We start from the raw sequence: 23,344 nt of genomic DNA on the forward strand, positions 1-23,344 counted from the left end.
ATTAAATATAATCCTCACACAGGGATGTCCAATAAATCGGTGCATTTTTCCATTTGAATCATCAGGCAAATATGATGATAATACATATAGATTCAAAGTCATGCCATCGCATTATAACCTTAACTTGCTGCTTGAGGGGGATTAGATGAAAGGAACGGATTCCTTTAACACCCGGTCAGCGCTTGAGATCGGTAACCAGTCATACACTTATTTCAGCCTGCCAAAGCTCGCCGAACAACTCAATGTGGATCTGGACGGCCTTCCGGTCAGCATTCGCATCCTGCTTGAAAATCTGCTGCGCAACGAAGACGGCAAACACATTGAAAAGGCCCATATTGAAGGCTTAAGCCGCTGGTCCCCGGCCCCCGACGTCAAGGGCGAGGTGCCCTATATGCCGGCGCGGGTTTTAATGCAGGACTTTACGGGCGTTCCGGCGGTCGTTGACCTGGCGGCCATGCGCGATGCCCTGGCCCGCCTGGGCGGGGACCCCAAAAAAATCAATCCGCAGATTCCGGTGCACCTGGTCATCGATCATTCCGTGCAGGTGGATAAGTTCGGCTGCAAACACGCCTATGAGATCAATGCGGAAAAAGAGATGGAGCGAAACCGCGAGCGCTATGAGTTTCTTAAATGGGGCCAGAAAAGCTTTGAAAATTTCAGCGTTGTGCCCCCGGCCACCGGCATATGCCACCAGGTCAACCTCGAATACCTGGGCCGGGTGGTGATGACTGCTGAGGCAGACGGCGAAACCCTGATTTATCCGGATACTCTGGTGGGCCTTGATTCCCATACCACCATGATAAACGGCATCGGTGTGCTGGGCTGGGGTGTGGGCGGCATTGAGGCCGAAGCCGTCATGCTGGGCCAGCCCTATTACATGCTCACCCCTCAGGTGATCGGATTTGAATTGACCGGCCGGCTTCCGGATAGCACCACCGCCACGGACCTTGTGTTAAGCATTACCCAGATGCTCCGCCAGAAAGGGGTGGTGGGTAAATTTATCGAGTTCTTCGGCGAGGGGTTAGGGGAATTAAGCCTTCCGGACCGGGCCACCATCTCCAACATGACCCCGGAATTCGGCGCCACCACTACTTATTTCCCGGTGGACCAAGAGACTTTGAACTATCTGAAGTTTACCGGCCGAGCGGAAGACCACGTCGACCGAATCGAGAAATACCTCACCGAACAGGGCCTTTTCTGGACCCCTGAGATGCCGCCGCCTAAATTTACCGACACCCTGCAGCTTGATTTAGGCACGATTGAGCCCTGCCTGGCCGGCCCGAAGCGTCCGCAGGACCGGATTCCGCTAAATCGGATGAAGGAAACCTTTGCAAAGGATTTTGAGGAGATTTTTGCCGCTGACCAGCCACCGGACGTGAGCCGGGAACGATGGGAGGAGGAAGGCGGCGCTGTCACCGACCCCGACTATCTGGATGGCAAGATGGTCATGCGAAAGCCCTTTGACGAGGAAGGGGTGCCGGTGGACCGGCCCTATCAAAGCTTTTACCTGGACCACGGCTCGGTGGTGATTGCCGCCATCACGAGTTGCACCAACACGTCAAACCCCACGGTGCTTTTGGGGGCGGGCCTTATGGCCAAAAAGGCGGTAGAATTGGGTCTTCAGATCCGGCCCTGGGTCAAGGCGAGCCTTGCGCCCGGCTCCAAGGTGGTCACGGATTACCTTGAGGCCGCGGGCCTCGTGCCCTATTTAGAAGCGCTGCGTTTCCATCTGGTGGCCTACGGCTGCACCACGTGCATCGGAAACAGCGGGCCGCTGCAGGAAGATGTGGCCAGGGTCGTCGAGGATACGAACCTCGTGGTCTCTTCGGTATTATCCGGCAACCGAAACTACGAAGGCCGGATCAATCCCCTGACCCGGGCCAATTACCTGGCCTCGCCCATGCTGGTGGTGGCGTATGCGTTGGCCGGCACGGTGAACTTAAATATGGAAAAGGAGCCCATCGGGCACAATGCCAATAATGAGCCCGTCTACTTAAAGGATATCTGGCCGGGCAAGGCGGAGATCGAAGCGGCCATGAACGCACTGGACCCGGAGATGTTCAAGCGGCAGTACAGCAATGTCTACGAGGGGGATAAAAACTGGAAAGAGCTCCCGGTTGCGGAAAGCGAGCAGTACCAGTGGCAGGAGGCCTCCACATACATCAAGAATCCCCCGTTTTTTACGGGTATGACCGCCGAGACGCCCCAGTCGTCGGATATTGAATCCGCCCGGGTGCTCGCACTTCTGGGCGACACCATTACCACCGATCACATCTCACCCGCCGGCGCCATTCCTGAGGACAGCCCCGCGGGACGCTACTTGATCGAACAGGGGGTCGCCAGGGAGGAATTCAACTCCTTCGGCTCCCGCCGGGGCAACCACGAGGTGATGATGCGGGGGACCTTCGGAAATGTTCGGTTAAACAACCATCTCGTGCCGGATGTCGAGGGCGGCTTTACCCATCATTTCCCCGGCGGCGAGAATATGCCCATCTATGATGCGGCCATGAAATACCAGGAAGCGGGAACCCCGCTTTTGGTAATCGCCGGAAAGGAATACGGCTCGGGGAGTTCCCGGGACTGGGCGGCCAAGGGAACGCTTTTGCTTGGGGTGAAGGCGGTGATTGCCGAGAGCTTTGAGCGCATCCATCGGAGCAACCTGGTGGCCATGGGGGTTCTGCCGCTTCAGTTCAAGGAGGGCGAAAATGCCGAATCCCTGGGTTTGACCGGCACGGAGGTTTTCCACATAAAAGGTATCAAGGACGGCCTGTCCCCGCACCAGGAGCTGACCGTGCAGGCGGCCCCCGAGGGCGGGGAGTCCAAGGAATTTCAGGTGACCACGCGGCTGGATTCGACGGTTGAAGTCGAATATTACGAGCATGGCGGAATCCTGCCGTATGTTTTAAGGAATATGATTAAGAACTTCCAAGGAGCTAAATAATATATTTAGTTATTCCAGACTCTTCCGCTACTGTCATTCCGAGGAACGATAGTGACGAGGAATCTTATTGTAAAGATTTCTCGCTGTCGCTCGAAATGACAGTATGGACGGATTTTGAGGACCCTTTTGAGTTACTTTATGCAAAAGCGGAATAAATCGCTTTCAATAAGGAGATAAAAATTGATTCACGATTTCGATGTGGTGGTTGTCGGGGCCGGCGGCGCGGGGCTGTATGCCGCGCTTGAGGCCGGCAAAAATGCCAAAACCGCTGTTCTTTCCAAGGTGTATGCCATCCGCAGCCATACCGGCGCGGCCCAGGGCGGCATCAGCGCGGCGCTGGGCAACGTGGAGGAGGACCGGCCCGAGTGGCATGCCTATGATACGGTCAAGGGCGGGGACTATCTGGTGGATCAGCAGGCGGCGCTCATCATGGCTAAAGAGGCCGTTCAGGCGGTATATGATCTTGAAAACCGGGGCCTGCCGTTTAACCGGACCCCGGAAGGGCGGATTGACCAGCGCCGGTTCGGCGGCCACACCCGAAATTTTGGCGAATCGGCCGTTCGCCGGGCGTGTTATGCGGCGGACCGTACCGGGCATATGATTCTGCAGACCCTTTATCAGCAGTGCATCAAAAATGACGTGAAATTCTATGACGAGTTTCAAATCGTCGACGTGATATTAGACGGCAGCCGATGCGCCGGGCTGGTCACAGTGGAGCTCGCCACCGGAGAGATTCACATCTTCCGGGCCAAGGCCGTGTTTTTCGCCACCGGGGGGTTCGGGCGCATTTTCAAGATCAGTTCCAACGCCTATGCAAACACCGGGGACGGACCGGCGATTCTTAGCCGGCGAGGGGTCCCCTTAGAAGACATGGAGTTTTTCCAGTTTCATCCCACCGGCATCAGGGGGATGGGCATTTTAATTTCCGAGGCCGTGCGCGGGGAAGGCGGCATCCTGCGCAACAACTCGGGCGAGCGCTTTATGGAGCGCTATGCCCCGACCCTTCTGGATCTTGCTCCGCGGGACATGGTGTCCCGGGCCATTTTATCCGAGATCAAGGCCGGCAACGGCATCCGGGGGGACAAGCGAATCGATGATTACGTGCATTTGGACGCCACACAAATCGGCCGGGAGACGCTTGAGGCCAAGCTGCCGGATATTTCAAGCTTTGCCCGGACCTATCTGGGCATTGATCCGGCAGAAGAATCCATTCCCGTGCAGCCCACTGCGCATTATGCCATGGGCGGCATCCCTGCGGATGTGGACGGCCGGGTGCGAAAAGACGGTCAGGGCAATTTCTACGAAGGCCTTTATGCCGCCGGCGAATGTGCCTGCGTATCGGTTCACGGGGCCAACCGGCTGGGCACCAACAGCCTGCTGGATCTCGTGGTCTTCGGCCGGCGAACCGGCATGAAGATTGCGGAATATGTCAAGGATGCGGATATGCCGGAGATAAAAGGGGATGCCGCGGAATTTGCCCGAACCCGTATGGAAACCCTGACCGACGGCCGCAAAGGGCCTGACGCGGCAGATATCCGCGAGACCATGCAGGCGGAAATGATGGCCCATGTCGGCGTCTATCGCACCGAAGCGGATATGGCCGGGACGATCGACAAACTGGCCGAACTCCGGGAAACAGCCCGGGGTCTGCGGATTCAGGATCAGAGCAAGGCGTTTAACACCGAGCTCCTGGAGACACTGGAACTGCAGAACATGCTTGATCTGGCCTATATCACGGCAGTCTCCGCCAATAACCGCAAGGAGTCCCGGGGCGCCCATGCCCGGGATGACTATCCGGACCGAAACGACGATGAGTGGCTGAAGCACACGCTGGCGTATCTGGAAGGCGATGCCGTGCGGATCGACTACATGGCCGTGGATACCTCCAAGTGGACCCCCAAGCCGCGGACGTATTAGGAGGAACTGCGATGCAAATTACCCTGAAAATCAAACGATTCAATCCGGAAACCGATCAACGCCCCTATGATCAGGAATACACCGTTTCCGCCGAGCCCACCGACCGGGTGCTGGATCTCCTGATGTATATCAAGCAGCATGATGACGGCACCCTGGGATTTCGAAAAAGCTGCGCCCACGGGGTCTGCGGATCAGACGCCATGCGGATAAACGGCAAAGACCGCCTGGCGTGCAAAACCCTGGTCCGGGACGTGGCGGAATCCGACGGCGCGGTGGTCGCCATCGAACCGCTCCGGTATTTCACGGTCCAGCGGGATCTGATTGTGGATCAGGAGAAGTTTTTCGAAAGATACCGGTCGGTCAAACCATACCTGATAAATGATGAGCCGGTGGCGGAAAAAGAGCGTATCCAGTCGCCGGAGGAGCGCAAGGCCTTTGATAATCCAACCAACTGCATTCTATGCGCCGCTTGTTTCTCCGCATGCCCCATCCCCCAGGATAATCCCCGGTTTCTGGGGCCGGCAGCCATCGCCCAGGCCGCCCGGTTTAATAAGGACAGCCGGGATAAGGGATTTGAAGAGCGTCTGTCGGTGTTAAATGCGCCGGATGGCGTCTGGCCGTGCCAGAACCATTTTGAATGCACGAAAGCTTGCCCCCGGGGTATCAAAGTCACCAAGCTGATCAATGAAACCAAGCAAAAGATCACTGCCTATCAGGACCCGGAATAAATCGTAATTCGGGTAAAAGTTCAGAAGGAGATGATTGGTGAAACCGAAAGCAATATCTTTGAAATTTGTCTCGGAATCAGATGAACCGGTGGGATACTTGATAGTCGAGACGGATGATGAAAAATTTGCCAAAAAAACCGGCTATCAATGGGGTGAGAGCAAATTGGACATACCGTTCAAAAGAGTGGAACTGCATCAAGGGATAATGGATTCGCCAGATCTAGATTCAGAAAATTTCAATGGAGTGCGGGTCTGGGAATTGCCCTTTTGATCTGATTTTCTATATCCTTTCTCTATTCAGATTCAATGAAAGAAAATGAAGCAAATTACAGTCAATACTTACAGGAAGGACAAATACTACCCTCGCGTAGTGAAGGCGGTTGGGGAAATCTTGGCCTGTGCAGATGTAGTTGCCCCCTCGGACATCCTTATTGAAATGGGCAATCTTTCCAAAAAAAATTATGAAGCGTGGCGAAAAGGGCAAGTCCCTTATCTTGAACAAGTTTTTGAGGGCAGTCTTTCTAAAGCCAATCGAATTCTTCGCATTATCGGCTTTCACCTTCATGATCTTAATATGGTATCACGTCAGACTGTATATTATCAGAGGGGAAAAGGAAAAAATAGAGTACTGAGATTTTCAAAATCAGGCAATCCAAATCTTGAAAAAGCCTATTCCCGCTATTATGTATGGAACCAGTCGCAGGAAAAGAAACTGAAAGCTATTAATAAATTCATGCCCGAACATATTGATGCGCCTGACCACTATTCCGCTGGCGCTCCATAAAGGCAAGAGATCATATCATTCTGCGGGAAGAGAGATGACTGACTGGCCACAGTGGAAACGAATCGAGCTTATCGTGAGGAAAGTGATTCACGGGTGGGACCCGTACCACCTTCTTGAGGGCGGTGCCCCCGATGACGAATGGGATCGGGAAATCCTCCAGATCGTCGGACGGGTTGGCCGGATTCACTCTGCCTTCGACGCGTCAGCGGTCGTTTCTGAAGTGTTCACGGAGGCATTTCATCCCGAGGGTTTCGGACAAGACGACTGCGCGGAGGTCGGGAGCAAGCTGTTTAGCGCATTGCAGGAAGCAGGCATAATCGAGGCCGTAGAACAAGCCGATGCAGGCGATTGAACGCAAAAAAGGAAGATTCAGGTGAGATTGCGATATATATCTTTGCGGTGACCGATTTTCACAATCAGAATTAAGAGGACATCTTCTTGGATTTCATAGATTATTCGATAATTTCCAACACGGATTCTGTGAAAAGGATTATTGCCCTTCATTTTGGTTGTATCAGGATTTGGCATATCTTCCGCCAAGCTGTCGATTTTATCAGCTATGCGTTTTTTATCAGCTTGTGGTATTTTCTTAAGCGCTTTTGCCGCAGACCTCTTGACCTCAATACGATAATTCAAAATCCGAGATCCTTTTTCAACTCATCCCAGGGGATTGGCTCTCCAGGCTCTTTTTTTGCCTCCCACGCATCCTCAATGTCAATCTGGTCCTCTATCTCCTGCAAAAGTTTAAGCTCCTTCAAAGAAACAAGAGCGGCAATCGGCTCTCCCCTACGGGTTAAAACAAAGGATTCATCCCCAAAAGCGACTCTATTGATAATGTTGGAAAATTTTTTCCTAGCCTCAGCAGTTGTGATTTTGTTAATCATAATAAGTACCTCAAATGTATAAAATGTTCATTTTGTACATATTGTAAAAATAAAAACATATAATGTCAAAAAAACAATGATCATATTGCACTGGCGTTATAACCATTCGCTTGTGGTGGACCGGGAAAAGCCGTCGGTTTTTCCCGAAGCATCGGCTGATGAAGGTTTATAGCTTTAAAGATTAGCTTGGAACTCTTGTTTCCCGGCTCCACAGCTCACACGTTCGCTTCCAAAAGATTGACGCTTAAGCATTATGATGTTATAATGTTATACAAACAAATTGGAGGTGAAAATATGGCGACACTGTCAAAACGCTCAACCATCTATTTAGATCCGGTATTACATAAAGCATTGCGCCTTAAAGCTGTTGAAACATCACGGTCAATGTCTGAGATAATTAATGAAGCTTTGAAAGAAGTATTTGCCGAGGATGCTGAAGATCTTGCCGCATTTGATGAAAGAGCTGATGAGCCATTGATCAGTTATGAACAAATGATCAAGAGCCTTAAAAAAGATGGCCGCATATAAAATATTTTTCAAAAATTCGGTTTGGAAAGATTTTAAGCAGCTACCGGATAAAGATTTAACAAAAATACTCGCCTGTATTGAATCTCTCGGTGATAACCCTCGTCAGCCTGGGTGTAAAAAGCTCAGTGGTCAGGAAAAATATCGTCTGCGATATGTCAATTACAGGATATTATACTCAATTCAGGATGACGAACTTACTATTTGGATTGTGAAAGTTGGTCATCGTAAAAGCGTGTATATCTGACGCGAACCAGCAAATTCACTCGGGTCTGAAATGGTGAAATGGGGTCGGGCCACGTTAACTGATTCGAAAAATTTGATATTAACAATAATGTGCCGCTTATATGAGTGCTATATTGCACTTTTGGAGGCCAAAAAGGGCATTATAGATATGGCGAGAGCAAAACGGCACTGATCCTATATCGATTGTTTTGGGGCCAAAAAGAGCGAAATAGAAGCCGTAAGTACCTGTGTTGGGAATTAAACTGTCAAAAATGCAGCAAGTTAGCTTGGCCCGACCCCAAAATCAACAAAATCACGGGTCATTGGCAGAGGGGATCTGTCATGACCGCCAGCGGAAAAATGGCCGGGCAGGGGATGAAAAACATCAGAAGGCGGTTGGGAACCAAAATGTTAAAAGCCAAGAGAATGCGTAATCTGAGTGCCAGAAAGACGATTCTGGCATTTCTTTTTTTGTGCCTGTTTGCCGCCGGTAGCGGCCAGATGGGGGCAGCGGCCCTGGCAGCCGATCCGGTTCCGTCCCAACCGACGGCTTCCGCGTCTGAAAGCGGTACGAGTGATATCGACCGGCTGGTGGAAATATTAAAGGATGACCAGAAACGGCAGGCGCTGATCGATCGGCTGGAGTCCGCGGAGGCGGGTTCTCAGCCGGGCGAGACGCCTGCTGAGGAGAGCGCCGAGAAAGCGCCCTTGGCGGAATCCTTGTGGGCGGAGATCACCGAGACAGGGCAGCAGGCTGCGGCCTATGTGGAGAGCACCCTGACCTCCCCGACGGCCCTGTTGACCCTGGCAAAGCGGGTGGGCATCAGCCTGTTTTTGATTGTCGCCGTATATTTTTTTTGGCGGCTGGTGAAGGGTTATATTCTTCCGCGGGTACGCTCCGGCTGGGCGCTAAAGCTGCTTGCGGGAATTATTTTCGGGCTGGCACTGGCCTCAGGGCTGCTCTTCACCTGGGGAGTCGATATGTATGTCCTGTTGTCCACCGGCCCGGGCCGGACAATCCTGGCAAGCCTCTTAAGCATCATATTCGTGGTGACAATTGCCTATGCGGCCTGGGAGGTCATCAACCGCATGCTGTACCGGCATATGGCCAAATTTAATCTGGGCGGGGTATGGGACCGGCGGCTGCAGACCGTGCTGCCGCTGATTCGAAGCGGGCTTTGGGCGGTGCTCTGTGTAATAACGGGGCTGGTCATTCTTGCGGAGTTGGGAATCAATATCGCCCCGCTGCTGGCAGGGGCCGGCATTGTCGGCCTGGCTATCGGGTTTGGCGCCCAGACCCTGGTCAAGGATGTGCTGACCGGTTTTTTTGTTCTTCTGGAAAACACCATTAACCTGGATGACTGGGTTATTCTGGGCGGCCATGACGGTCAGGTTGAGGGCCTGACGATTCGGCACGTCATGGTGCGCGATATCTACGGCAACCTCCACACCGTGCCCTGGAGCTCCGTGGTCTCAATCACCAACCAGACCCGGAATTTCGGATATGCGGTGGTGGAGGTGGGGTTTGCGTACCGGGAGAATATCGACGAGGTCGTCTCCGTGGTCAAGCAGGTGGCAGACGAGATGCGGCAGGACCCGGAGATAAACGCAGGCATCTTGGGCGAGCTGCAGATACTGGGGTTGATCGAATTGGGCGACTCGTCCGTAGTGGTGCGAACGCGTTTCAAGACCCAGCCCTTCTTGCGCTGGCGCCTGGAACGGGATTTCCGCCGGCGAATCAAAAACCGGTTTGACGAACTGGGCATCGAGATCCCATACCCGCACCATACGGTCTATTTCGGTGTCAATAAGCAGGGCGAGGCCCCGCCCGCCCGGATCGAGGTCAAGGATGAGAACCGTAAATTTGATTAGAAACCGCGAACCAACGGCACTTTGCGGACGGCGGAAAAACTTCCGGCGTTGGGTCTTTCGCATTTAAGACTTGATTTATTATATCGGGTAATTACAATGTGTATACATTGAATGGCGAAGGAGGAGAAATCCAATGAGAGCACGTGTAATTAAAATTGGTAATTCCCAGGGCCTGCGTATACCAAAGCCCATTCTTGATCAAACCGGCATTATGGAAGATGTTGAAATTGAGGTCGAGGAGAACAAAATCATCATTCGACCCGTCAAAAACGTTCGTGCGGGATGGGATGCCGCTTTCAAAATGATGGGGGAAAGGAGTGATGACGAACCGATAGTTGATGAGCACATTTCGCATTCATGGGATGAAGAAGAATGGCAATGGTAGTGAATCGTTTTGATGTTTATTTGGTCAATCTTGATCCTACCATAGGCTCAGAAATTAAAAAGACCAGACCTTGCCTGGTGATCTCTCCCGAAGAAATGAATCGCAATATTCGGACTGTGATTATTGCCCCGATAACCTCTGCCACGAAAGAATATCCCACCCGTGTTTCCTGCACTTTTCAAAAGAAAAAGGGACAAATTGTATTAGATCAGCTTCGAACAATAGACAAGGCACGGCTTATGAAGAAGCTTGGCACAATAAAATCAAAGGACCAATTGGAAGTTATTTCAGTACTTCAGAGGCTTTTTGCATTTTAATTTACAGACCCAACCCGGAAAAAGAGGATATGGCTGCAAACATCCCGGTGCGAACTCCACGGTTAACGCAGCCGGCGGTGCAAAAAAATATGCGGCAGTCGAAATTTTGATGTGCTTCTTAACAGTTTTTAAGGCTCTGGCTGAGGTAGTCCGCAAATACGGATACCGCCTCAACCGCCCGGGTTTTCGACACGTGAAGCGAAATGTCCACCTGGGGAAGGGCGGGCAGCCCCGAATCCGGAAAGGACCGCAGGCATTTCAGGCGTATATGGCGAGATGCCATGGAAAATCAGAGGAAGGGCTTGAATCATTGATACAGCTTACCGTCACCCACCGGCCCGGCCGCCATTGTGCGAGCACCGGGATCCGGGATCTGGTCAATTATCACGGGGTTCAATTTTCCGAGGCCATGTGCTTCGGCCTCGGCGCGGGACTTGGCATCTGGTATCTTGATTTTGAGGGCCTGCCCGCCTCCCGGATGATCCATGTTCGGTCACTGGATATTGAGGCGCGGTTTTTCAGCCGCATGGGCCTGCCGTTTGAATGGGAGCAGACCGATGATCCGGCGGCGGGCGAGGCGGCCCTGTGCCGCCATCTGGACAACGGCCGCCCGGCGGTCATCCAGACGGATATCTATTACCTTCCCCATTACAGCGGCAACCCGCATTTTCCCGGACATTTGGTCACCGTGTGGGGCTATGATCCGGGTGAAAAAGTATTTTTCATCACAGATACCGGGTTTTCCGACATTCTTTTGGTCCCATTTGAAGATATGCGCAAGGCCCGGTTTTTCCGAAATCCCATATTCGACCTTCGCGGCAACTTGTATGCTCCGGGCTCGGTTCATGTGCCGCCGGATATGCCCGGTTTGATCCGGGGGGCGGTGCTTGAAAACAGCCGGGCGCTTACCCAGGATATATCCGATAATATGGGGCTCCGGGCGCTTGAGAGGATGCGGGCGGAATTGCCGCTTTGGCGGAATTTTGACGACTGGCCCTGGACCTGCCGGTTTGCCTATCAGGTGATCGAGAAGCGGGGGACCGGGGGCGGGGCATTCCGGCTGATGTATGCGGATTTTCTGGCGGAGGCCGCCCGATACGTCCCGGAAATCATGGATCTCGGCCTGTCCGAGATGATGCGCGGTACAGGCCGGGCCTGGCAGGAACTGGCTGCGGCCTTTAAATCCGCCTCTGGAAAAGATGAACCGGATTTTAGCGGGGCGGCAGAGAAAATTGATGCGGTGATTCAGGCGGAATCCGCCTACCATCAAACGGTTTGTCAAAAATTATCCAATAATAGATGAAAAGAGGAGCGAATACCATGTCCATTGACATCACCGTAACCATCGGCGGATCCGCCGGCCAGGGAATCCAGACGGTCGGCGATTTACTGGCCGGCGCCTGCCACCAATCCGGCCTGTATTTAATGGCGGTCAATGATTTTGAGTCCCGTATCCGCGGGGGCCATAGTTTCATGCAGATCCGGATAAGCGATCAGCCGGTGGCAGCGCCGTATCACCAAATCCATCTCCTGGTGTGTTTGAATCAGGAAACTTATGACCGGCATCGCGAGGCAGTAGCTGAGAATGGCAAAGTTCTTGTGGACCAGTCAGAGGCGACCGGTGAAGAAAATGTGCTGGCGGTTCCCTTTACCCGGATGGCCAAGGACGCGGGCGGGAAAATCATGACCAACGCGGTGGCGGCCGGTGCCTGCCTGGCGCTCATGGGGGCGCCGGAATCGATTCTTGAGGCGGTGTTAAAGGAACGCTTCGGGCAAAAGGCGTCGGTGCTGGAAAACAACATCAACGCCGCCCGCAATGGCTATGACGCGGTCCGTGAGGAAACCGTCGACTGGCGGATCGACTGGCCGGATCAGGCGCCCAGGGGGCAATTGCTTTCCGGTGCCCGCGCGCTTGCTTTGGGGGCGTTGGCGGCTGACTGCCGCCTGGCGGCATTTTATCCCATGTCCCCGGCTACAGGGATTATGGTCAATCTGGCCGAATTCACGGATCAGCTGCCGCTCGTGGTGGAGCAGGCGGAGGGCGAAATTGCCGCCATGAATATGGTTATCGGCGGCGCCTTTGCCGGCGTCCGATCCATGACCGCGACCTCGGGCGGGGGTTTTTCGCTTATGACCGAAGGATTGGGCCTTGCCGCGATAACCGAAACACCGATAGTGATGATCAATGCCCAGCGGCCCGGCCCGGCCACCGGCCTACCCACGCGGACCGGCCAGGGGGATCTCCAGTTTGTGATCCACGCCTCACAGGATGAATTCCCCCGGTTCGTTTTGGCGCCCACATCCATCAATCATGCCTTTGACACGGTGGTCAGGGGATTTCACCTGGCGGAAAAATATCAGGTGCCGGTGATTATCCTGGTGGATCAATACTTCAATGATTCCCTGTTTATCGCCTCCGAGCCCATGACCGCGCCGGAGCAGGTCGAGCGGTTCCTGGTAAGTGATGCGGACATGGCGGAGCCTGCCGCATATAAGCGCTTCGCCCTCAGCGAATCCGGGATTTCACCCCGGGCGCTTCCCTGCCGGGGCAAGGCCCGGGTCACGGTGACCGCCAATGAGCACAGCGAGGACGGTCACATCAGCGAGGCCATTTCGGATCGGAATCACATGGTGAACAAACGAAACGGAAAAACTGCGGCCATGCTTGAGGAAATGACCCCGCCGGCCGAATATTTTGGTGACAGCGAGACGCTTTTGGTGGGGTGGGGCTCAACTGACGCGACCATTCGGGAGGCCGTGGATATGCTGCGGAATGAAGATTATGATGTCGGCGCCCTGATATTTTCGGATTTGTGGCCGTTTCCAAAAGCGCATGCGCAGAAAGCGCTTTCCAAAGCGGATCGGTTTTTCACAGTGGAGTTAAATGCTTCCTCCCAGCTGGGCCGGCTGATCCGGGAGCAAACCGGGTTAACCTTTGAGCGATCGATTGTGAAATATGACGGCCGACCTTTTATGCCGATTGATATTGCGGCAGAAGTAAAAAATATGATGGAGGATCTGTAATGACTGATGTCAAGACATATGACTGCGATTATGAAAACAAGTGGTGCCCGGGGTGCGGCAATTTCGGCATCTTAAATGCCATGAAAAAGGCTTTGGCGGAACAGGATCTGCCGCCGGAGCAGTTGCTGATTGTCTCCGGCATCGGTCAGGCCGGCAAAACCCCGCATTTTCTGAAATGCAATTATTTCCACGGCCTGCACGGCCGGGCCCTGCCCGTGGCCACCGGCGCCAAGCTCGCCAGCCATGATCTAAATATTCTGGTCAGCATGGGCGACGGGGACTGCTACGGCGAAGGCGGCAACCACCTGCTCGCCGCCATCCGCAGAAACATCGATGTCACACTTCTGGTGCATAACAATATGGTCTACGGGCTTACCAAGGGGCAGGCGTCGCCGACTTCCGTCCACGGGTTTGTCACCAAAGCCCAGCCGCATGGGGTGACCGGCGAGGGTTTGAATCCACTGGCCCTGGCCATATCCCAGGGCGCGGGGTTTGTGGCCCGCGGCTACAACGGAAAAATGGATCACTTGAGTTATTTGATCCAGGAAGGGATGCGCTACCGGGGCTTTGCCTTGATCGATATCCTGCAGGTCTGCGTGTCTTTTAACCGTGTAAACACCACCGAATTTTACAATAAGCGGGTGTATGAAATGGACGCGTCCGAATATCCGAGGGATGACTGGCACCAGGCCCTTGAAAACACTCAGATTTGGGGCGATCGGATCCCAATCGGCATTTTTTACCAAAAAGAGACCGAATCCTTTACGGACCGGCTGCCGGAATTGAAATCCGGGCCGCTTCTGGATCGCCCCCGTGATGCGGGGAGAGTGCAGGGGGTGATTTCCGGTGCGTAAAAAAAAGAAAAAGCCCTGTGCGTCCAAAATTGGAAGCACAGGGCTTTTAAACCGTTCAGCAGATGCTGCTGGTTTCTAAATCAGAAGTTCCGCCGCCTGGAGTTGCGTTTGGGCTTTTTTTTGCCGCCCGGGTCCGCGGGATTGACTTTGATGGTAAACCCGTCCAAGCGGCTGCCATTCAAGGCTTTAATGGCCTGATCGGCTTCCGAATTGCTTGGCATTTCCAGAAATCCGAAGCCTTTAGACCGGCCGCTGTGACGGTCCTTGATGATTTTTACATTCTCGACTTCGCCGAATTCATCAAACAGGGATTTCAGGGCATCTTCCGTGGTGCCATAGGATAAGTTGCCGATATAAATATTCATACAAAACTCCTTGCCTCTTTCCGAGGCGAATGGCGATATCGCTGCAAGCAAATGACCGCGGCCATTTGCGCAAATTGCTGCTTTGTGTGGGGCTGGAAATGTGACCGGATAAGTAAAAGGGCATGCCGCTGTTTGCCAGCGGCATGCCCTTCTTAACAGGAAAATTAGAATTTAGCTGACAGTGACGTTGACCGCAGCTGGACCTTTTTGCCCCTGCTCGATGTCAAAGGTCACTTTGTCGCCTTCGTTCAGGCTTTTAAAGCCGGTCGCGTTGATTGCTGAATGGTGAACAAAGACATCGGGCCCGTCTTCCTGCTCGATGAAGCCGAACCCTTTTTGATCGTTAAACCACTTAACTGTTCCGTTGGCCATGAAACACATCCTCCTTTCTATAAAATGCTCAAATTTTTATTCTGGAGGATGTCACATACTGAAAAGATATGTTCCTTCAGAAAAAAACCGCCCCGCCAATTGCCCGCGGGGCCTGACTGAGTTCAACCTACAATAACATATTTCAGAATGAAAGCAAGATAATAATTAGGGCTTTCATGAAAAAATCATTGCTTTAGTAGATCTGCCATTTTTACCTCCCCGGTTAAATGGTTTTAAGCTTTTCCGTATGCATTTTAACCTATTGATTCATGATCGAAAATGATAAAAAAAAGGAATGAATTTAAAAAGGCAGGGGATAAACCATATGATCATTATCGATTTCGAGGCCTCCAGCCTGCTGAAAAATTCTTACCCCATTGAGGTGGCCTGGGGGGATGGGCCGGATTCCATTAAATCCTTTCTGCTGAATCCGGATTACATGGCCGGCTGGACGGACTGGAACCCTCAAAGCTATGAATTCCATGGTATCACGCGGGAGGAGCTGCGGCGAAACGGGATGGATCCCCGGCAGGTGGCCGCGCAGATGGTTGAAGCGCTTTCCGGCCGGGATGTCTACTCTGATGAGCCGAAATATGATACCCGCTGGAAGAACCGCCTGCTCTCGGATTCCGGATATGATCCGTCAGTGATCCGCATCCAGGATTTAAATGTCTATCTAAAGCACATGATCAATGCCGCGGCCCACTGCCAAACTTACAACGAATTCGTCTGCTCATTTGAGTGCTGCGAAACCCGGCAGCACCGGGCCGGGGTGGATGTCTACTGGCTGTTTAAGCTTATGGAATATATTGAGGAAAATATCTGCAGGAATTCGCCTTGAGGTTCTGCGAAGCCGTCAAACCTGGCGGAAGGTCATGAACGGCCCAGCACGCGGTCCAGTTCGGCCAGGGCCTGTTCCGCGGAGGCGACCTTAATGGTGGTCATCCCCATCTGCCGGGCGGGTTTCAGGTTTCTGCCGATGTCATCCAGAAAAACGGCGGCTTCGGCCCGCACACCCAGTTCCCGGAGCACCATTTCGTAGATATTCGGATCCGGTTTGGCCACGCCGGCCCGGCTTGATTCAATAAATACATCGAATTCGGCTTTAAGCATCTCCAGGCCGGTGGAGGTTTTGCCATCATCCATAAGCCAGTTGTTAGTTAGCGCGGCCAAGAGATACCCGGATTTGCGAAGCTGCCGGACGGCCTTTAGCATTTCGGGCCTCACATTGGCAAAATTATTTACCGCAGCCATTAGCTTGCGGCTGGAAATATCTGCGCCGGCATTGCGGATTTCTGCGTCAAATGCGTCAAAAAACGCATCCAGGGTGAGTTCCCCACGTTCCAGGCGCGCCCAGGGGCCATCCTGGCCGCTTTCCACAATCAGGCGGTTTAAAAAGTTTTCCGGCAGTCCGTGCGCTTTTTCAAACGCGGCAAAAATTTCCATGGGCGAGTCGAGAATCACCCCGCCCAGATCAAAAATAACGGCTTTGATTGGCATATAAATGCACACCTTGGGTTTAAAACGGATTGACGGTCTTGTTTCAAATGTGGCTCAAGCATTCATAGCCGATTCGCCCGCCATTTGCAACCGGAGCTTAAGTTCGATCCAAGGTAAATTTGTTCTGTCTTTTTTAGGCAGGCACGGTGGCCTGCCCTACGGCGACATGCGTCGTAGAGTCGGCCACCGTGCCGACTGTCTGTCCGTTAACAGGACTGTGGTGATGGGCTTTGCGGTTAGAACAAATTAGCCGTGAAGTTCGATCGCCGGCGGAGTTTTGGAAAGGGCAGCCTTTTCAGAAAGTAAAATTTGAGTCGTCTTACTCTTAATCTTAATCTTACTCTTACTCTAAACAAAAGACTGCCCGGCAAGGCCTGTTTTTAATGCACAAAATTATTTCTTCCTGTATGATTTTGGTGATAAAGTGCGCAATATTCGGATCTTGGGGCAAGTGTCGATTTTTTTTTAAACACTTAGGCGCATGATCGCGCAACCACTTAAAATATTAAATTTATTATTAAATATAGTCCTGATGCAGAGTAAGATTAAGATTAAGACGGAATTATGGGATCAAGGGGCATGACGCATATTCGCAGAAAAGCCATTGATGGATTGGCTGCCGGCGACCGGTTTTCCATTACACGAACCTTCACTGAGGATGATGTTAAGCGGTTTGCTGACATCACCCGGGACTACAATCCGGTCCATTTTGATAACCGGTTCACCACGGTCAAGGGCTACAATGGGCCGGTCTGCCACGGCCTGCTGGTGGCGGCCATGATCTCGGAAATCGGCGGACAGATCGGGTGGCTCGCCTCGGAGATGCGGTTTAACTACAAAAAGCCGGTCTATTTCGGCGATACCATAACCTGTGATTTCGAGATAACCGATGTTGACGAGAAGGGCCGGGCAAGAGCCACCGCCGAATACACCAATCAGAATGGTGTGGTCGTGATTCAGGGTGTCTTAAAAGGCATTCTGCCGGGCGGGCCAGAAAGGGAGATCATGCAAAGCCTGGTATAGTTTGCATACAACTCAGGCCGAACGGCTGAGGCGCTCACGCCTTTGCCCCGCCGGCAGCACCGTTTTACGGATTCGGATCGATTTTGGCGTAATTTCGACCAATTCATCATCACGGATAAAATTGATGGCCCGCTCAATGGTCATCGGCCTGACGGGGGTTAGAATGACCGCGTCATCTTTTCCGGCCGCCCGCACGTTGCTCAGCTTTTTCTCTTTGCAGGGATTGACGTTGACATCCACCTCGCGGTTGTGCTCGCCAATTACCATGCCTTCATAGCAGGCTGTTCCGGGCGTTATGAAAAGCTCGCCGCGCGCCTCGAGATTAAACAGGGCAAACGGCACCGCATATCCCTGCCTGTCAGCAACCAGCGAGCCGGTAAACCGGCTGAGAAAATCGCCCCGGTATTCATCGTATCCGGCAAAGTTTGAATTAAGGATCCCCGTTCCCTTGGTATCGGTGAGAAATTCGTCGCGGTAGCCGATAAGCGCCCTTGCCGGCACCGAGAATTCCATTTGCACTCTGCCTGTGCCGTTATTGATCAGATTGATCATTTTGCCTTTACGGATGGATAGCTTTTCGGTCACAATCCCCATGAAGTCCGCCTCGCAATCCACGTACAGATGCTCCACCGGCTCCAGAAGCCTGCCGTTTTCGTGTTTATAGATGACTTTGGGCCGGCCCACACAGAATTCGAAGTTTTCGCGCCGCATGGTTTCAATCAGGATGGCAAACTGGAATTCACCCCGGCCCTTAACGGTAAACCGGTCCCGGGTGTCAGTCAACTCAAGCTGGATCGCGACATTCTTAAGTGTCTCCTTGAGAAGGCGCTCCTTTATCTTGGCCGCCTGAACGTATTTCCCTTCTTTGCCGCTAAACGGCGAGTCACTGATGGTAAATTCCATGGATATGGTCGGCTCATCCACGTTAATCCGGGCAAGCGCCTTGGGCGAGGCATCGGTGCAGATGGTGTCTCCGATTTCCACATCTTCAATGCCGGAGAGGATAATAATGTCGCCCGGTTCTGCCGATTCGACCGGCCGCAGGGAGGTGCCCTGGTAGGTCTGGAGCTTGGATACCTTGAGCGGGATCTGGCGGTTCTCCTTGTTGATGCATATCAGGCTGTCCCGGGATTTCACGTGGCCGTTGGTGACCTTGCCAACCGCCAGGCGGCCCAGGTAGTCCGAATAGCCGAGATCCGCCACCAGCATCTGGAAGGGCTCCTTTAAATCATAGACCGGGGCCGGGATTTCTTCAAGGATTGTGTCAAAAAGAACATGGAGGTTGTCGCTTTTCTCGTCCAGTTCCTTTTTAACAATGCCGTCTCTGCCGATGGCATAGAGGTAGGGAAAATCAAGCTGTTCGTCGGTTGCCCCGAGATCGATAAACAGGTCATATATTTCATCAAGCACCGCCTCCGGGCGCGCATCTTTTCTGTCGATCTTGTTGATCAGCACAATCATGTTAAGCCCGGCTTCCAGGGTTTTTTTCAGCACAAAGCGGGTTTGCGGCAGCGGGCCTTCCGCAGCGTCCACCAGCAAAAGGGCGCCGTCGGCCATGGAAAGGGCGCGCTCTACCTCGCCGCCGAAGTCTGCGTGGCCCGGGGTGTCGATCATGTTGATGGTGATCCCGTGCCAGGCCACAGAGCAGTTTTTGGCGGCAATGGTGATGCCGCGTTCCCGTTCGAGGTCCATGTTGTCCATGATCCGCTCGTCAACCTCCTGGCCGTCCCGGAAAAGGCCGCTCTGGCGAAACATGGCATCCACCAGGGTGGTTTTGCCGTGATCCACGTGGGCGATAATGGCGATATTTCTTAATCGGGCATTTTCTTTCTTCAATACTTTTTTCCTTGCAAATAATTTTCTACTGAAAGTCTGGGTGATAGCTGATTGAAGGGAGGAATATAACCCTTTTTTAATTTAAGACAAGGGGTTTTTTGAATCGTCTATCGTTTAATCTAAAAAATGGGGAAACAACAGCAATTCCCGGTGCTAAATTAAAGATTTAGTATTTTTTAATTCTGAAGGACCTTGATCGAAATTTATTGGAAAATTACAAAATCCCGGGCTGTTCGCTCGCCTGAAGAAGGCAAACAGTAGGTTAATAAGTGCATCAAAAAATTAAACGCCGCCTTTAACAGTGGTGGGCCGCACCATGAATACCGGCACGCTTGCCGAGCGAAAAACTTTATCTGCCACGCTGCCCATTATCCAGCGTTTTATTCCGGAATATCCGTGGGTTGCCATAATAATAAGGTCGATATCGTTTGAGTCAGCATAATCGGCCAGGCTGTCTGCCGCGTTCCCGATCAAAACCTCCGTATGCATCGCGGTTCCTTTATGCTCGAGATGATCGGAGACTTTGTTCAGGTAGTTTTTGGCTGAAGTCTTTCCCTGTCGTTCTACATCCTTCCAGATTTTCTGGGCCTGGCGGATAAACTCGTCACTGAAAGTATTATCATAAATTCTTGGATCGGGTTTAACCGGTTCTATCACACGCACCAAACGCACATCAGTGATACTAAATCCATTGATGAAAGCCTCCAAATGGGGCAGCACGCACTCGGCGAGTTCCGAGCCATCCAGCGGAACCATGATTTTTTTATACATTTTTCTCGCCTCCTTTTTGGTTTAATAAAAACTTCCGATTATCATTTGCCTACCAAGCAATCTGATAAACGCTCCCACTGATTGTTTTTGACCCAGTTGTACTTTTCCTTAAAGTGTTTGTCCGTCTTGTAGAATCGACCGGTCTGACGGCGTTTCAGGTAGCCGCTGAACTGGCTTGGCCCCCCGTTGTACATGGCGTAAATACTGGCGGCCAGGCCATCTTTGCCGAGTGAAGCCACGGTCCGGCTTTTGGGCAGGGCATATTTCGTAAAATAATTATCCAGAATATCAATCCCCGCCTTGGCATTGTAATGGATATTCCACCTCAGATGCTGAATATTATACATTCCGCGCCAGACACGTTCATTAATCTGCATGAGGCCCACTGAGGTATTGTTGTAAGAGCGGATAAATGTCAGTTTTCCGTCATCGACAATAAACTGACGGAAACAAGTCTCCTGCCAGGCAGTGGCCAGGACCACCTGCTGGAATAAGTTGTGATATCTGGCGGGTATGGCGCTTTTCCGAAGATTTTTTTGATTCGTTTCAACAAGTATAGCCTTAACTTTTTGAAAATAAGGCTCAATGGATTTTTTGGGCGGCAGCCATTGCCGTAGCTCTTTAATCCCCGGCAGGGCACCAGGAGTTGATGCCCAGCATTGTCGAGGCGACAGCATGTTCTTAACGGCGGATATGAGTGATCGCTGCGCATCCAAATCCGTGGGCTTTCGGTTTAGCTTTAATGGTTCCTTCCCAGCAGCAAAACTGGGGATTTCCAGCGGCGGCCCCAACCCCAGTATGTTTCTCAGCATAGGGATAACGGCGGGTTTGTAGTGTAAAATCAAGTTCTCGTCCTGGGATACCATTCGGGCCAGCCGGATGAGTCCGTCCCGGCTTATATCGATTCCCGTGGCCGGTCCCAGCTTGTCCATGACTGAGAGTGCATCCGAGGCCGTAAAGAAAGCCAGGTAAGCCCATGGATCGCCGTCGGGGTTTTTGGTCAAATGATTTCTTAAGATCGGCGCAAGCCGCTGCCACGCCCAAACAAATTGTTCGCGGACAAAGTCGTTAGGTCGATGTTTATCTGTTGAAAGCTCCGCCACAAACCGGTAACGGGTGCCGAGCAGGACATCCAAGAGCACCTGCCGCTCCTGCGAGGTTAAAGGCTCGCCAGACAGGGAAAGCAGGGTATTTACCAGAAATGCGTCCCATGTTTCCCAGATATCCAGGAAAGCCTTCATCTCTTCCGGGGAAAGCTGCTCAGGGGCTGCTTTGCTCCCGGCTGGGTCGGGTATCGTTATATCCCCCAAAATATTTAAGGTCAGGGCTTTCGGGGTGACCCTCATCTCTCCGGGTTTCAGGCTATTGACAAGTTTTTTAATGCGGGCGCGGTATTCCGGAGCCGCCATGTCTAACAAGAACGCCGGGAGTTCGGCGACAGGCGGATTCAAATCAATGGAAAGCGAATTAAGATGTTTTAAAACCGGTCCTTCAAACACCCCCCACAACTGGTTCATCATCCGGGCGGGTTCCCGGTTTTTTTTCAACAGTTCCGTGTCCTGCCAATCAAACATCAAATGCCAATTGGGGCGATTGATATAGGGGCGCGGATGGGTCTTGATATATCCTGACCACTTCACCGGAAACATGCAATTGTCGCCAACCCCAGTCCCCCCCTGCACATTGACGGCCATTTCAAGTTGAAGCTGATTGTTTTTCCAAGACAGACGAGGATCTGAAAGGGTAATATGCCGGCAGGTATCTGCCGGATCCACCAGGCGCAGTACCGATCCTTCATCGGTAAACAAACTGTTTACCATGAGGGTTTGGAGCAGCGGATAATCAATCCTTAACGGAAAATTTAAAGTCTTACAGCTTGCATTGCCCTGGAACCCAAAAAGGCATACAAGCATGATAAAAAGCGATAATAGAAGATGAAGGGCTTTATTCATTAAGTTTGGTTTCCTCAGTTTTTGCCGTTCCGGGGCTAAATATTTGTTGATATGAAGAATACGCTCCTGAGAGGGCAAGACAAAAAACAAGTTTATTCAGAATAGCTTTTATTCCGGTTATTTTCAATTGATGTATGCAGCTCACCGCAGTCCGCTTCCCCGGACATGAACTCGGGCACACCGCTTTTCATAACCTGGCCGGGCAGGGGATGGCCGAGGATGCGTTCGAGCATGCGGGCGGCCCCGATCAATTCGGGAAGATCCAATCCCGTATCCACCCCCATGGCTTCGAACATGAATACGACATCTTCGGTGGCAAGGTTTCCGGCGGCTTGGGGTATGTTGGGGCATCCGCCGATGCCGCCAAGGGATGTGTCAAACATATCGATTCCGGCCAGATACCCTGCATACAGGTTGGCCATGGCAATCCCCCGGTTATTGTGCAGGTGAAGACAGAAGGTCACGCCGGGCATACGATCCCTGAAGAAAGCTGACGTTTCGGAAATCTGCGCCGGGTTGGCCAGTCCGCTGGTATCGGCCAGGGTGATCCGGTCCGCCCCCCGGCTGACGAAGTGCTCGGCGATGTGGTGCACATCCTTAACCGGTACCTGTCCCTGGTACGGACACCCGAAGGTCACCGCAATGGCTGCCCCTACGGGAACCTTGTGCTTGTCCGCCAGTGCGAAGATGGCATCCGTGTCGGCAAGCGATTCGTCGATGCTGCGCCGGACGTTGGCCCGGTTGTGGGCCTCGGATGCGGAGACGAATACGATCAGGCGGTCGGCCCGGGCAGCGATGGCGCGCTCGGCCCCTTTACGGTTGGGGACCATGACTTCGTGGGTGAGGTTTTTCCGTTCTACTTGCGCCATCAGTTCGGCGGCGTCTTTTAGCTGCGGGATGGCGGTGGGGCTGACAAAGGATGTGGTTTCCAGGTACCGTACCCGGGCCCGGGAAAGGGCCTGGACCAGTCTCAGTTTGTCTTCGGTGGCAACGAATGCGGACTCGGACTGGAGCCCGTCCCGCAATGCCACTTCACGGATGATGATCGGCCGCTCTGTTGGTATGTAAT

General features: G+C 52.6%; 26 protein-coding genes. 16 read left to right on the forward strand and 10 right to left on the reverse strand.

What is annotated here, in order from left to right:
- Positions 1–145 precede the first annotated feature (145 nt).
- The 6 genes from acnA to U5L07_07145 all read left to right on the forward strand — a co-directional run bounded on the left by acnA (position 146) and on the right by U5L07_07145 (position 6,722).
- On the forward strand, positions 146–2,941 hold the full coding sequence (gene acnA / locus U5L07_07120) for an aconitate hydratase AcnA (protein ID MDZ7831506.1): 2,796 nt from the start codon (positions 146–148) through the stop codon (positions 2,939–2,941).
- Between the two features lie 180 nt (positions 2,942–3,121).
- Positions 3,122–4,858, forward strand: coding sequence for a succinate dehydrogenase flavoprotein subunit (sdhA, locus tag U5L07_07125; protein MDZ7831507.1), 1,737 nt, complete (start codon positions 3,122–3,124; stop codon positions 4,856–4,858).
- A gap of 11 nt (positions 4,859–4,869) precedes the next feature.
- The gene (locus tag U5L07_07130) at positions 4,870–5,586 is read left to right on the forward strand and encodes a succinate dehydrogenase iron-sulfur subunit (GenBank protein ID MDZ7831508.1); all 717 of its coding nucleotides are present in this window, start codon (positions 4,870–4,872) and stop codon (positions 5,584–5,586) included.
- A gap of 37 nt (positions 5,587–5,623) precedes the next feature.
- On the forward strand, positions 5,624–5,857 hold the full coding sequence (locus tag U5L07_07135; GenBank protein ID MDZ7831509.1) for a hypothetical protein: 234 nt from the start codon (positions 5,624–5,626) through the stop codon (positions 5,855–5,857).
- A gap of 45 nt (positions 5,858–5,902) precedes the next feature.
- Positions 5,903–6,370 (forward strand): hypothetical protein, encoded by a 468-nt coding sequence (locus U5L07_07140; GenBank protein ID MDZ7831510.1) that lies wholly within the window; start codon positions 5,903–5,905, stop codon positions 6,368–6,370.
- A gap of 34 nt (positions 6,371–6,404) precedes the next feature.
- On the forward strand, positions 6,405–6,722 hold the full coding sequence (locus U5L07_07145) for a hypothetical protein (protein MDZ7831511.1): 318 nt from the start codon (positions 6,405–6,407) through the stop codon (positions 6,720–6,722).
- Between the two features lie 17 nt (positions 6,723–6,739).
- Here the strand turns inward: U5L07_07145 and U5L07_07150 are convergent, their stop codons facing one another.
- Positions 6,740–7,006, reverse strand: coding sequence for a type II toxin-antitoxin system RelE/ParE family toxin (locus U5L07_07150; GenBank protein ID MDZ7831512.1), 267 nt, complete (start codon positions 7,004–7,006; stop codon positions 6,740–6,742).
- Positions 7,003–7,254, reverse strand: coding sequence for a type II toxin-antitoxin system Phd/YefM family antitoxin (locus U5L07_07155; protein MDZ7831513.1), 252 nt, complete (start codon positions 7,252–7,254; stop codon positions 7,003–7,005). Before U5L07_07155 ends, U5L07_07150 begins: the two co-directional genes overlap by 4 nt.
- A gap of 294 nt (positions 7,255–7,548) precedes the next feature.
- Here U5L07_07155 and U5L07_07160 point away from each other — a divergent pair, with 294 nt between their 5' ends.
- The 5 genes from U5L07_07160 to U5L07_07180 all read left to right on the forward strand — a co-directional run bounded on the left by U5L07_07160 (position 7,549) and on the right by U5L07_07180 (position 10,578).
- The gene (locus U5L07_07160; protein ID MDZ7831514.1) at positions 7,549–7,782 is read left to right on the forward strand and encodes a CopG family transcriptional regulator; all 234 of its coding nucleotides are present in this window, start codon (positions 7,549–7,551) and stop codon (positions 7,780–7,782) included.
- Positions 7,769–8,026 carry a type II toxin-antitoxin system RelE/ParE family toxin gene (locus U5L07_07165; GenBank protein MDZ7831515.1) on the forward strand — a complete coding sequence of 86 codons (258 nt, stop codon included), beginning with the start codon at positions 7,769–7,771 and terminating at the stop codon, positions 8,024–8,026. The genes U5L07_07160 and U5L07_07165 overlap by 14 nt, the downstream gene beginning before the upstream one ends.
- Before the next feature lie 320 nt (positions 8,027–8,346).
- Positions 8,347–9,876 carry a mechanosensitive ion channel gene (locus U5L07_07170; GenBank protein MDZ7831516.1) on the forward strand — a complete coding sequence of 510 codons (1,530 nt, stop codon included), beginning with the start codon at positions 8,347–8,349 and terminating at the stop codon, positions 9,874–9,876.
- A gap of 133 nt (positions 9,877–10,009) precedes the next feature.
- The gene (locus U5L07_07175; protein ID MDZ7831517.1) at positions 10,010–10,261 is read left to right on the forward strand and encodes an AbrB/MazE/SpoVT family DNA-binding domain-containing protein; all 252 of its coding nucleotides are present in this window, start codon (positions 10,010–10,012) and stop codon (positions 10,259–10,261) included.
- Entirely contained in the window at positions 10,249–10,578 is a 330-nt protein-coding gene (locus tag U5L07_07180; GenBank protein ID MDZ7831518.1) for a type II toxin-antitoxin system PemK/MazF family toxin, read from the forward strand. The genes U5L07_07175 and U5L07_07180 overlap by 13 nt, the downstream gene beginning before the upstream one ends.
- A 118-nt stretch (positions 10,579–10,696) precedes the next feature.
- On the opposite strand, the gene U5L07_07185 is transcribed toward U5L07_07180, so the two are convergent.
- Positions 10,697–10,861 carry a hypothetical protein gene (locus U5L07_07185; protein ID MDZ7831519.1) on the reverse strand — a complete coding sequence of 55 codons (165 nt, stop codon included), beginning with the start codon at positions 10,859–10,861 and terminating at the stop codon, positions 10,697–10,699.
- Positions 10,862–10,888: 27 nt separating this feature from the next.
- Here U5L07_07185 and U5L07_07190 point away from each other — a divergent pair, with 27 nt between their 5' ends.
- Genes U5L07_07190 through U5L07_07200 form a run of 3 tightly spaced genes read left to right on the forward strand, consistent with a single transcriptional unit; the run spans position 10,889 to position 14,456 of the window.
- Entirely contained in the window at positions 10,889–11,881 is a 993-nt protein-coding gene (locus U5L07_07190) for a BtrH N-terminal domain-containing protein (GenBank protein MDZ7831520.1), read from the forward strand.
- A 17-nt stretch (positions 11,882–11,898) separates the two neighbouring features.
- Positions 11,899–13,602, forward strand: coding sequence for a 2-oxoacid:acceptor oxidoreductase subunit alpha (locus U5L07_07195; protein MDZ7831521.1), 1,704 nt, complete (start codon positions 11,899–11,901; stop codon positions 13,600–13,602).
- Positions 13,602–14,456: a thiamine pyrophosphate-dependent enzyme gene (locus U5L07_07200; protein MDZ7831522.1), complete on the forward strand. Its 855-nt coding sequence runs from the start codon at positions 13,602–13,604 to the stop codon at positions 14,454–14,456. Before U5L07_07195 ends, U5L07_07200 begins: the two co-directional genes overlap by 1 nt.
- Positions 14,457–14,536: 80 nt before the next feature.
- Here U5L07_07200 and U5L07_07205 read toward each other — a convergent pair whose 3' ends face one another.
- Together U5L07_07205 and U5L07_07210 are read right to left on the reverse strand one after the other, a co-directional pair.
- Positions 14,537–14,821 carry an RNA-binding protein gene (locus tag U5L07_07205; protein MDZ7831523.1) on the reverse strand — a complete coding sequence of 95 codons (285 nt, stop codon included), beginning with the start codon at positions 14,819–14,821 and terminating at the stop codon, positions 14,537–14,539.
- Between the two features lie 171 nt (positions 14,822–14,992).
- Positions 14,993–15,193, reverse strand: coding sequence for a cold-shock protein (locus U5L07_07210; protein MDZ7831524.1), 201 nt, complete (start codon positions 15,191–15,193; stop codon positions 14,993–14,995).
- A 325-nt stretch (positions 15,194–15,518) separates the two neighbouring features.
- Here U5L07_07210 and U5L07_07215 point away from each other — a divergent pair, with 325 nt between their 5' ends.
- Entirely contained in the window at positions 15,519–16,034 is a 516-nt protein-coding gene (locus U5L07_07215; protein ID MDZ7831525.1) for a hypothetical protein, read from the forward strand.
- Between the two features lie 32 nt (positions 16,035–16,066).
- On the opposite strand, the gene U5L07_07220 is transcribed toward U5L07_07215, so the two are convergent.
- Complete coding sequence (locus U5L07_07220) at positions 16,067–16,693, reverse strand: HAD family phosphatase (protein ID MDZ7831526.1); 627 nt, start codon at positions 16,691–16,693, stop codon at positions 16,067–16,069.
- A 579-nt stretch (positions 16,694–17,272) separates the two neighbouring features.
- On the opposite strand from U5L07_07220, the gene U5L07_07225 reads away from it, so the two are divergent.
- Positions 17,273–17,716, forward strand: a complete 444-nt coding sequence (locus U5L07_07225) for a MaoC family dehydratase (protein ID MDZ7831527.1) — start codon at positions 17,273–17,275, stop codon at positions 17,714–17,716.
- A gap of 12 nt (positions 17,717–17,728) precedes the next feature.
- On the opposite strand, the gene typA is transcribed toward U5L07_07225, so the two are convergent.
- The 4 genes from typA to U5L07_07245 form a co-directional block, all read right to left on the reverse strand.
- Positions 17,729–19,552, reverse strand: a complete 1,824-nt coding sequence (gene typA / locus U5L07_07230; protein MDZ7831528.1) for a translational GTPase TypA — start codon at positions 19,550–19,552, stop codon at positions 17,729–17,731.
- 282 nt (positions 19,553–19,834) lie between these two features.
- On the reverse strand, positions 19,835–20,323 hold the full coding sequence (locus U5L07_07235) for a universal stress protein (GenBank protein MDZ7831529.1): 489 nt from the start codon (positions 20,321–20,323) through the stop codon (positions 19,835–19,837).
- Between the two features lie 41 nt (positions 20,324–20,364).
- A complete protein-coding gene (locus U5L07_07240) occupies positions 20,365–22,275 on the reverse strand; it encodes a hypothetical protein (protein MDZ7831530.1) in 1,911 nt (636 codons plus the stop codon).
- Between the two features lie 92 nt (positions 22,276–22,367).
- On the reverse strand, positions 22,368–23,339 hold the full coding sequence (locus tag U5L07_07245; protein MDZ7831531.1) for a hydroxymethylglutaryl-CoA lyase: 972 nt from the start codon (positions 23,337–23,339) through the stop codon (positions 22,368–22,370).
- Positions 23,340–23,344 lie beyond the last annotated feature (5 nt).

The organism is Desulfobacterales bacterium, assembly GCA_034520365.1.
Classification (GTDB): domain Bacteria; phylum Desulfobacterota; class Desulfobacteria; order Desulfobacterales; family Desulfosalsimonadaceae; genus M55B175.